Source organism: Mycobacterium sp., assembly GCF_032161845.1.
In the GTDB taxonomy this organism is placed as follows: domain Bacteria; phylum Actinomycetota; class Actinomycetes; order Mycobacteriales; family Mycobacteriaceae; genus Mycobacterium.
Genome location: NZ_JAVRQA010000379.1, coordinates 1 through 9,004 on the forward strand (window position 1 = coordinate 1; position 9,004 = coordinate 9,004).

General features: G+C 65.7%; 5 protein-coding genes and 2 pseudogenes. 3 read left to right on the forward strand and 4 right to left on the reverse strand.

The features are described from left to right. Positions 1-211: pseudogene (locus QOD90_RS20450) on the forward strand (branched chain amino acid aminotransferase); the annotation flags it as partial. A gap of 114 nt (positions 212-325) precedes the next feature. Further along, entirely contained in the window at positions 326-757 is a 432-nt protein-coding gene (locus tag QOD90_RS20455; protein WP_526352660.1) for a pyridoxamine 5'-phosphate oxidase family protein, read from the forward strand. Positions 758-976: 219 nt separating this feature from the next. On the opposite strand, the gene QOD90_RS20460 is transcribed toward QOD90_RS20455, so the two are convergent. Both QOD90_RS20460 and QOD90_RS20465 read right to left on the reverse strand, forming a co-directional pair. Further along, on the reverse strand, positions 977-1,867 hold the full coding sequence (locus QOD90_RS20460; protein ID WP_526352661.1) for a universal stress protein: 891 nt from the start codon (positions 1,865-1,867) through the stop codon (positions 977-979). A gap of 96 nt (positions 1,868-1,963) precedes the next feature. Beyond that, positions 1,964-2,191 (reverse strand): annotated as a pseudogene (locus tag QOD90_RS20465) (3-oxoacyl-ACP synthase); the annotation flags it as partial. Positions 2,192-2,398: 207 nt separating this feature from the next. On the opposite strand from QOD90_RS20465, the gene QOD90_RS20470 reads away from it, so the two are divergent. Continuing rightward, positions 2,399-4,324 (forward strand): acetate--CoA ligase, encoded by a 1,926-nt coding sequence (locus QOD90_RS20470; protein ID WP_526352662.1) that lies wholly within the window; start codon positions 2,399-2,401, stop codon positions 4,322-4,324. Positions 4,325-4,505: 181 nt separating this feature from the next. On the opposite strand, the gene otsB is transcribed toward QOD90_RS20470, so the two are convergent. Beyond that, positions 4,506-8,183: a trehalose-phosphatase gene (gene otsB, locus QOD90_RS20475; protein ID WP_526352663.1), complete on the reverse strand. Its 3,678-nt coding sequence runs from the start codon at positions 8,181-8,183 to the stop codon at positions 4,506-4,508. After that, on the reverse strand, positions 8,183-9,004 hold an 822-nt coding region (locus QOD90_RS20480; protein ID WP_526352664.1), incomplete at its 5' end, for a putative PEP-binding protein. The genes QOD90_RS20480 and otsB, both read right to left, overlap by 1 nt.

Genomic DNA, 9,004 nt, shown 5'->3' on the forward strand with positions numbered 1-9,004 from the left:
GAAGGCCGCCGCGGGCGAGATCACCGAGGTGTTCGCCTGCGGCACCGCGGCCGTGATCACCCCGGTCTCGCACGTGAAGTCCGGCGACGGGGAGTTCACCATCGCCGACGGGGAGCCCGGCGAGGTCACGATGGCGCTGCGCGACACCTTGACCGGGATCCAGCGCGGAACGTTCGCCGACACCCACCACTGGATGACCCGACTCGACTAGGTCTTGCGGGCCAGGAGGTGATTCCCGCTCCAGAAGGGGACTGATGCCATTAGGTCCCAGAATCGATGACTTTGGGCCCCATCGCTCTCGGGCCGCCAGGCATAACGTGACGTCATGTCCACAGCGACTCACCCCATTTCAGTCTTGTCCGAGACCGAGTGCTGGGAACTCCTGTCCAGCGTCGCCTTGGGCCGTCTCGTCACTAGCGTCGACGGTTACCCAGAGATCTTTCCGATCAACTTCGTCGTCCAGCGCCGAACAATCCTGTTTCGGACGGCGGAAGGCACCAAGCTGGTTAGCGCCGCGATCAATGACCGCGTCCTGTTCGAGGTCGACCAGCACGACGTCGCCGAAGGATGGAGTGTGATCGTCAAGGGGGCAGCGCGAGTGGCGCGCACCGACGAAGATCTCGCCGAGGCAGAGTTAGCGCACCTGCTTCCGTGGACCGCGACGGCCAAGCAGCACTACATCCGCATCCGTCCGCTCAGTGTCACGGGTAGACGATTCGCATTCGGTCCCGAGCCCGTGGAACCCGCACGGTCCTAGTGATCGCAGGGGTCGAAACACTCATGACTAGGCCGCCGTTTCATGGATCGCCGCGGCTGGCGACGACTACCCCGAAGAACCCTTGCCCCACAGCACTATTCCCTGCTGCGGGATCGGTGCGAAGCTGGAGCTCAACGACCCGGGTGAGCGTTCCGAAGTTCGGCGCATCGTGAGAGTGCGTGAATGCTCACTACTATTAACCGCTGTGGACGTTGGCCATCAGCGCCGCGCCACGATGATCGGCACCCGTGCCAACATCACCACAGCCGCGCTGACTGAACCCAACAACATGCCGGCGAATCCGCCGCTGCCATGGCTGCCGACCACGATGAGCTGTGCCGCACGCGATTGGTCGATGAGGGGGCGAGCTGGTTCGTCCCTCACGATCAGGCGACGCACCGGCACGTCCGGGTAGCGCTCGATCCAGCTGGCCAGTCGTCCTTCAAGCGCCTCTTCCTCCTTCGAGTGAAGCGCAGGCCAGCCGTCGCGTTTGAAACTGACGGCAGAGTCGAACACGCTCACGTCCTTCCACGCGTGCAGGGCCACGAGCCCGACGTTGCGGCGCGCGGCTTCGTCGAACGCGACGGCGATCGCGGACTCCGACGCCGGAGAGCCATCGATCCCGACGAGTATCGGCGCCGTGGATTCGGTGTCCAACGGGATGCCGTCGTGGATGACTGCGACCGGGCAATGCGCGTAATGGGCCAGCCCGGAGCTCACCGAGCCCAGATGACGGCCCCGCAACGTGCCTGTCCCCAGGCAACCGACGACCACCATCTCGGCATCTTTCGACAGGTCGACGAGCGCCGAAACGGCATGTGCAGAGGGCATTTCGCAGCGGACGCGTAGTCGGGTGTGCTTGGGTCTCTCGTCAAGGGTCTTGCGTGCATCGTCGAGCACCTGGTGCCCGTGTTCTCGCTCCCGATGCGCCCACTCCGGGAGAACTGAGGATTCTCGCCACGGCCCCGCGGTCGGCGCGACGACGTGTACGAGCGTCAAGGCCACGCCTCGCAGCTCGGCGTCCCGGGCCGCCCACTGCAGCGCGATTCTAGAGCCGGCTGAACCATCGACGCCGACGACGACCCCCGGGTGCGTGTTGGTATTCGACATGAAGTGTTCCTTCCTTCCTTGCTGCGCCGGAAGGGATCCGGCGCGGTCAGGCAGGCGACGTCATCCGCCGCCGCCCGGTCCTACGGGCCGATGGGGGGCAGCCGAGGTGACGAGACTGTACGAGTCCTCGTCTCCGTTCGAGACCCGGCGCTCGCGGATGCCGGTCAGTGGCTCGAGATCGATATGTGTCTCATGTCGGGTGGTCGCCATGATCTCGTTGGTTCCCAGTCGGGTTGGCGGTAGACGGCGTCCCGCCCCGGCCAGCCGGGCGCGATACGGCGTCGGAGGTCCGTCGCCCTCCATCACCAACCAGTGCCCGCGCATCCGTCACCCTCCCTGTTCCTCCACAGGATGGGCGGGCTGCGAACGCTGACACCAGAGTATTTCGGCCCCACTAACGGCCGTCGCCAAGTTCGTGACCTTTGGCCGACGTTCGGTGTCCAACGGCCCCACCGAACTTGCCTCCGAAGCGGATACATTCGAGCAGGCCCCGACGGTCGTGGCCGCTGGTCACGCGACGAGGACTGCGAAATGCCCGACAGTGCAGAGTGTTCGGAACGGCAGCCGTTGTCCGGCGCTGTGGGTGTTGGGCGGTACGGCGAACTGTTGGCTGCGAGCATCGCCGACCCGCAGGCGTTCTGGGCCGATGCCGCCCGAGACGTTTCCTGGATACGCGAGCCTCGCCGGATTCTCGATGACACCAACCCGCCGTTCTACCGGTGGTTCCCCGACGGTCGGTTGAACACATGCGCGAACGCCCTGGACCGCCACGTCCACGGAGGGCGAGCAGATCAGCCCGCCTTGATCTACGACTCCCCGGTGACGGGTTCGAAACGCACCTACACCTACGCCGAACTGCTCGACGAGACTGCCCGCTTCGCAGGGGCATTGCGTGAGCTGGGCGTGGCCAAGGGGGACCGTGTCGTGGTGTACATGCCCATGATTCCCGAGGCCGTCATCGCCATGCTGGCTTGTGCGCGGATCGGTGCGGTGCATTCAGTGGTGTTCGGTGGGTTCGCCCCGCACGAGCTGGCGAGCCGCATCGACGATGCCCAGCCGAAAGTCGTTGTTTCTGCGTCCTGCGGGATCGAACCGACACGGGTGATCGACTACAAGGCGATGCTCGACGCGGCCATAGCTGCCGCCGAGTACCCGCCGCGGAAATGCGTCATCGTGCAGCGCGATCAGATGCCATGCCAGCTGATCCCGGGCCGCGACGTGGAATGGCACGACGCGATGCAGGGGGTCGATGCGGCGGAGCCGGTGTCGGTCGACGCCACCGACCCGCTGTATGTGCTCTACACCTCGGGCACGACCGGGACCCCGAAGGGCATCGTTCGCGACAACGGCGGCCACGCTGTCGCACTGCTGTGGAGCATGCGCCACATCTACGACATGCACCCCGGGGAGGTGTTCTGGGCCGCCTCCGACGTCGGGTGGGTCGTCGGCCATTCCTACATCGTGTACGGCCCCCTGCTCCTCGGCGCAACGACGGTGCTCTACGAAGGCAAGCCGATTGGTACACCCGACCCCGGCGCGTTCTGGCGGGTGGCCGCCGAGCACCGGGTAAAGGTCCTCTTCACCGCGCCGACGGCCATCCGGGCGATCCGGAAGGAAGACCCGGAGGGCGTATACCTCGGCCGATACGACCTCGACGCGATGAAGTACTTGTTCTTGGCAGGGGAACGACTGGACCCCGACACCTATCACTGGGCGGAGCAGAAGCTGCACATTCCGGTCGTTGATCATTGGTGGCAGACCGAGACGGGATGGGCGATCGCCGCCAACCCGATGGGCGTGGAGGCGCTGCCGTTCAAGGCTGGGTCGCCGACGGTGCCCATGCCGGGTTACGACGTGCACATCCTGCATGCCGACGGCGACCCCTGCGAACCAGGTGAGGAGGGCGTTGTGTGCCTGAGACTGCCGTTGCCACCCGGGACGTTGCCGACGTTGTGGAACGACGATGCCCGATACGTGGCGTCGTATCTGTGCGAGCATCCCGGTTACTACCTCACCGGAGACGGCGGCTATCTCGACGATGATGGATATCTGTTCGTGATGGGTCGCATCGACGATGTCATCAACGTTGCCGGACACCGGCTTTCAACAGGCGGGATCGAAGCCGTGCTGGCCACGCATCCCGCGGTGGCCGAATGTGCGGTGATCGGCGTCGCCGACGAGATCAAGGGCCAGGTCCCGCGTGGCCTGGTGGTATTGAAGGCGGGCGCATCGTCGGATGGGCTGGCCGAGGATCTGGTGAAGGCCGTCCGCGACGAGATCGGCGCCGTGGCTTGCTTCAAGCTCGTCGATGTCGTTGCGGCGCTGCCGAAGACGCGTTCGGGCAAGATCTTGCGCAAGACGATGCGCGGCATCGCCCATGGCAAGGACGAGCCAGTGCCGTCGACCATCGAGGATCCTGCCGTACTGCACGCTCTGCGACCGATCCTGCGGAGCTGAAGTGGTTGGTAGTGGCGGCGCTGCGTGCACCCGCACCAGAAGTGGCGCTCCATGAACGCTGACATCGACGCCGTACTCCGACGTCACCGCTATGACGGAACGCGGTTCCGGGCTGGGCTGGGCGTTCGTCGATTGGCTTGAGGCGGAGGGCTTCTGCTCGAACGCACGGATGCAGCATGCGTCAACCGGGGAATCGGACGGTGGTCCCGGGCATCAGCTGAACGACGCGACCGTGGCATTCGACCTCGATCCCGCCTGCGTCACGGGGGTCCACACTGATGATCACGCCCTTTCCGCTCACCCGCAGGTGCAGGTGCAGTCCGCGGTAGTGGATCGGGATTGCCAGGACACCAAGGGATTCCGGCCAGTGGGGGGACAGGATGATGCGGTTGGACCGGGTCTCCAGGCCGGTGAAGCACCGCTGCATGAGGTCGACGGGGCCGGCCATCGCCGCCAGATGAACGCCTTCCGACGTGGTGCCGCCCTGGATGTCCGAGACATCCGACGTCAGGGCCTGGGTGAAGAAGTCCAGCGCACGGTCGCGGTTGGCCCTGGCGAGCACCCAGGTGTGCACGACGCCGCTGAGGGTGGAGCCGTGGGAGGTCCTGGCCAGGTAGTAGTCCACCATTGCGGGCACCTGATCTGGGTGGAAGCGATAGCCGAGCCTGTCGAGCAACTCGTGCAACTCGGTCGCCGACAACAGGTAGAGCAGCATGAGTGCGTCGGCCTGTTTGGCCGCCTTGTAACGGTTGACGTCGTCGTGCTCTGCCTCCAAGATGCGGTCCAGCCTTTGGATGTTGCCGTACTGGCCACGAAGGCGGTCCCAATCCAGTTCCGCCAGTTCGCCGTAACCCTCGAACTGGCTGATGACGCCATCGTGGAACGGGACGTACATCCGCCTGCTGACCTCCTCCCAGTGCGCCACCTCCGCACTGCGTAGATCGAGCGCCTCCATCAGATCCAGACGGTTCGGCAGCGGAAGCAGGTTCAGGGCGTCGATGGCGCGCATGATCACCCAGACCGCCATCACGTTCGTGTACGCGTTGTTGTCGATGCCGTCGTACGGTGCGTCGGGATACCCGGAGTGGAATTCGTCGGGCCCGATGACACCCCGGATGCAGTAGCGCGCACGGCCTTCGTCGAAGGTGGCCAGGCTGACGAAGAAGCGCGCGATCTCGGCCAGCAGCTCCGCGCCGTAGTCGATCAGGTAGGCGAGGTCGCCAGTGACCTGGTAGAAGGTCCATGCGTTGTAGGCGACGGCGATGCCGACGTGGTGTGCCCGGGCGCTGGCATCTGGATTCCAGTGGCCGCTGCGTGGATTGAGGTGCAGCCGTTGGCTTTCCTCGCGTCCATCGCTGCCGGACTGCCAGGGAAACATGGCCCCCGAGTAGCCCGCTATGCGCGCGGCGTGACGAGCCTCCGGCAGGCGTCGGTAGCGGTATCCCAGCAGCGACCGGGTGATCATCGGGAATCGCAGATTGAGCACGGGGAAGATGAACAACTCGTCCCAGAAGATGTGGCCGCGGTAAGCCTCTCCGTGGAGTCCGCGAGCCGGCACGCCGACGTCGAGGTCAGCGGTGTTGGGTGACACCGTCTGCAGGATGTGTAAGAGATGCAGGCGCAGAATCCGCAATTCGTCCGTGAAGTCGTCGAATTCGATGGACAAGCGTTCCCAGAGATGAACCCAGCGGGTCATGTGCCCGTCGAGTAGTTCGGCGAACCGGCCGAGTCGGGGAAGCCAGCGCTGCGCCTCGGCGGCGGGTTCGGACGTGGCCCCGTCGCGCCCGGTGTAGACGGTCACGACCTTCTCGACGGTCACCACGTCGCGCGCCGACACACGCAGTGCGATGTCGTGGCCGATTTCGGCATCCGCTTCGAACAGGCGATGGGTGGTCGGGACGGGTGCACCATCGCGCCACACGGTGGTTCGCGCCGCCATGGCGACGGGAACCCGAGATTGGGTCGTCTCCACGGTCAGCAGAACGGAATCCCCGGAGAGCTCCCGGGTATCCACCGACCCGAGATGCTGACTGGCTAGCTCCCGGTACCGCTCGACCAAGGAATTCGTGACGTTGCCGTCCAGCGTCGAGCGAATCTCGAGGGTCCCCGACCAGTCCTCGGCGACGATCGTCGTTTCGAGAGCGCCGACGTGGGGCAGATGCATCGCCACGAATCGTCGTTGGGTCAGTGAGCTGGTGCGGCCCGCGTCGTCGGTGAAGCGGACCGCTCTGGTCAGCACCGCGCCGCGGAGATCCAGCGTCTGCCGGAAGGACAGCACCTCGACGGCGTCGATGTCGAACCAGCTGCCCCCGTCGATACGGAAGGTCAGGGGGAGCCAGTTGGGCAGGTTCACCAGACTCTCGTTGTCGATCTCGGTCCCGGACACGTCGTCGACGAGGCGGTTATACACCCCGGCGGCGTAGGTGCCTGGGTAGTGCACCTGTCCGGCCTTGGACTCCGGCGCGGCGCCCCTGGTGGCGAAGTAGCCGTTCCCCAACGTGCACAACGCCTCACGAAGCTTCTCGTGCTGTGGGTCGTAGCCGTCGTAGGCGTAATCCCATGCCTCGGCGGCAACCCGGTGCTTGTAGGCCAGCCACCGCGACCCGCGGTGCAGGAACTCCCGCACCTGAGCCGGGCTTTCGAGGGTGAAATGGGCCGCCGTCTTCCGGTCGCCATCCTCGTCGTGCCGCACGGCGATCCCGATGCCGTCGAATTCGATTGCGTCGAAGGCGTCTTCGTCGGTCAGGTCATCCCCGATGTAGATCGGCAGAAGCGCACTGGACGGGTCGACCCGGTCACGAATCCACGCCAGCGTGGTTCCCTTGTCCCAGTCCATGTCCGGCCGCAATTCGACGAGCTTGCGTCCGCTGGTCACTCGGAGGCCGGCTCGCGCTCCGAGCTGGTGGACGGCGGCGACGATCTCACCGACCCGGTCCGGGGCGACCTCGCGGAAGTGCACCGCGACGGCGAACCGCTTGTGCTCCAACCGCAGCCCCGGAACGTGTGCCAGGCTGTCGCGCAACTCGGCGGCGGCCCCCGCGAGGATGGGGACGAACACCGATGCGGCTTCGTTCTGGTGATGTGTGCCGTCCGGACCCGTCAGTTCGAATCCGTGGCTGCCGGCGTACCAGAGGCCGGGGACGTCTACCCGGCTGCGGACGTCGGCCAGGTCGCGACCACTCAGGATGGCGATCGGGCACACCTCGGCGACGAGTTCGAGTGCTTCGTCGGCGCCGTCGACCAGTCTGGCCGCATCGGGGTCCGACACGATGGGAGACAACGTCCCGTCATAGTCCAGGAACAACATCGACTCTCGCGCCCCGGTGATGCCGATCAGCTGGCCGTAGGATGCCAGCGCATTCGGGAGTTCCGACATCCGCTTGTCACCCGTGCGAACCGTGATCTCGGCCACGTCGGTGAGCACGACGTCGGCGCCGCGGCGTGCCAGTTCGTCGGCAGTGCCAGTCCCGTCGATGCCGACGACGAGCGCGAACCCAACGGTGCGGGCAGCAGCAACTCCGGCTTCGGAGCTCTCGATGACGACGCACCGTTGCGGCCGCACACCGAGTCGGCTGGCGGCTTCCAGAAGCACTGCGGGATTTGGCTTCTCGACACTTCCGCGCTCGCCGGCAATTCCGTCGATGCACACGCCGAACAAGTCGTCGATCCCTGCGGCCTTCAACGCCCGTTGGCACTGCGGGCTCGACGAATAGGCTGCCGCAGCGACGTCGATGCCCTGCAACTTTCGGGCCAGGTCGGCGGTCACCCCGAAGCGCGGCATGTCGCTGGTCGGCACGCCGTCGAGGTCGAAGAGCACCGCGTCGTGGTGACGCGGGTCGATCGTGATCGGCAGCTTCATCAGACGGCAGCGGGCACTAGCTGCCGCTCCAACTCCAGCACCTGGCGGGTGGTCTTGACCACGGTGTCGGGGTTCAGGCTCATCGAGTCGATGCCAAGTCGGACCAGGAATTCAGCCATGTCCGGGTAGTCCGACGGCGCCTGCCCGCAGAGCCCCGAGTGTATTCCGTTGCGGCGGCAGCCTTCCACCGCGAGTCGGATCATCTCCTTGACCCCTTCGTCGCGCTCGTCGTAGTCGAACGCCACGATCTCGCTATCGCGGTCCACCCCCAAGGTGAGCTGCGTGAGGTCGTTGGAGCCGATGGAGAAGCCGTCGAAGCGCTTGGCGAACTCGTCGATCAGGATGACGTTGTTCGGGACCTCGCACATCGCGTACACCTCGAGCCCGTGTTGGCCCCGCTTCAGGCCCAGGTCCGCCATGGTCTGCAGGACGAGGTCGGCCTCCGCCACGCGCCGAACGAACGGGAGCATGAGAATGACGTTCGTCAGGCCCATCTCATCGCGGACGCGTCGCATTGCGCGGCACTCCAGCGCGAAGCCCTCTGCGTAGGCCGGATGCGCATACCGAGATGCGCCGCGGAAGCCGAGCATGGGGTTGCTCTCGGTCGGCTCGAAACCCTGCCCGCCAACCAGAGTGGCGTACTCGTTCGTCTTGAAGTCGGACATTCGGACCACCACCGGCTTGGGCCAGAAGGCGGCGGCGATGGTGCCGATACCCTCGGAGAGGCGCTCCACGAAGAAGGCACTCCCGTCGGCATATCCCGTGGTGAGCCGATCGACCGTGCGGCGTGCTTCGGGGTCGAGTACCTTCTCCGGATGCAG